The following is a 1,091-nucleotide window of genomic DNA, read 5'->3' on the forward strand; positions in this document are numbered from 1 at the left end:
CTTCCCACATCCACTCGATCCGAGCAAGACCAGCAGCTCGCCCTCCTCCACCGTGAAGGTCAAGTCGTTGACCGCCACAACATGATTGCGGCGAACAACGAACTCCTTCCGCAATCCCTGAATCTCTAGCATGATTAATTCTCTCTCACTTATATCGCGTCAGCACTGAGCGCTTGCGAGCCAGCAACTAGCTACTACTTGGCCAACAGTTGGTTCCAGCGCTGCAGGAACGCTTTGAACTGCTCGGTCGTGATCTGCGGGAGCTCGACAAGTGTGACTCCCTTGGTGTCGATGGTCTGGGGTGCGTCCTGGCGTACTGCGACAAATCCACCTTGAGCCACCACACCCTGACCTGCCTTGCTCAGCAGCCAGTTCGCGAATACCTGCGCCGCATTCGGGTGCTTGGCCGACTTCACAACCGCCAGCTCGTTGGGAACGCTTGGGGCCTCCTGGGGGAGCCTGTAGTCAATCGGTGCACCGGTCGCTTTGATGGTCGCCGCGACCGCAACAGGAACTGGCAGCGAGGCAGCCACTTCCCCAGCAGACAGCGCCGCGACCTGGGGGTTCGAGCCAGCATAGATCTGGGGCTTGCCCTTAGCCGTCAGCTTGTCAAGGAATCCGGAGCCGCCCGCATCGGACTTCTCCATCGATTCATAGAGCGCGGCCACGGTCGGGCCGATCGAGGGGTCCGTTGCTCCCACCTGCGACGCGGGGAGGTTCAAGTAGTCCTGCCAGGAGCTGATGCCGTTCGGCAGCAACTTGGTGTTCCAGGCCCACGCGTAGCCGAGGTTTGCGAACGTTGCCACATATGGTGTGCGCTGATACTTGGCCCGGTCGAATTCCGGATCGCCCAGGGACGGAGCAGTGAGCGGCAGCAAAGCACCCTTGGCCGCATAGCCATCGAACGTCGGGTGATCCAGATTGTCGACGGCATCCGCACCGGCGTTCCCGGACGCGATCTCGGCATCCAGTCTGGCCCTGATGTCTGATGCGCTCAGACGAACGTACGTCAGTTTGATGTTCGGGTAGTCCTTGTGGAACGCGGCCGGCAGGAGGTCAACAGTCTTCGTATTCAGAACTCCGTACACCGT

1 protein-coding gene is annotated in these 1,091 nt (G+C 60.4%); it reads right to left on the reverse strand.

What is annotated here, in order from left to right:
• Window positions 1-194: 194 nt before the first annotated feature.
• The coding region (locus AC1DD5_RS25675) for an ABC transporter substrate-binding protein (protein ID WP_477523129.1) at window positions 195-1,091 on the reverse strand (897 nt) is incomplete at its 5' end.

It is taken from the genome of Paenarthrobacter sp. 10L420 (genome assembly GCF_056395385.1).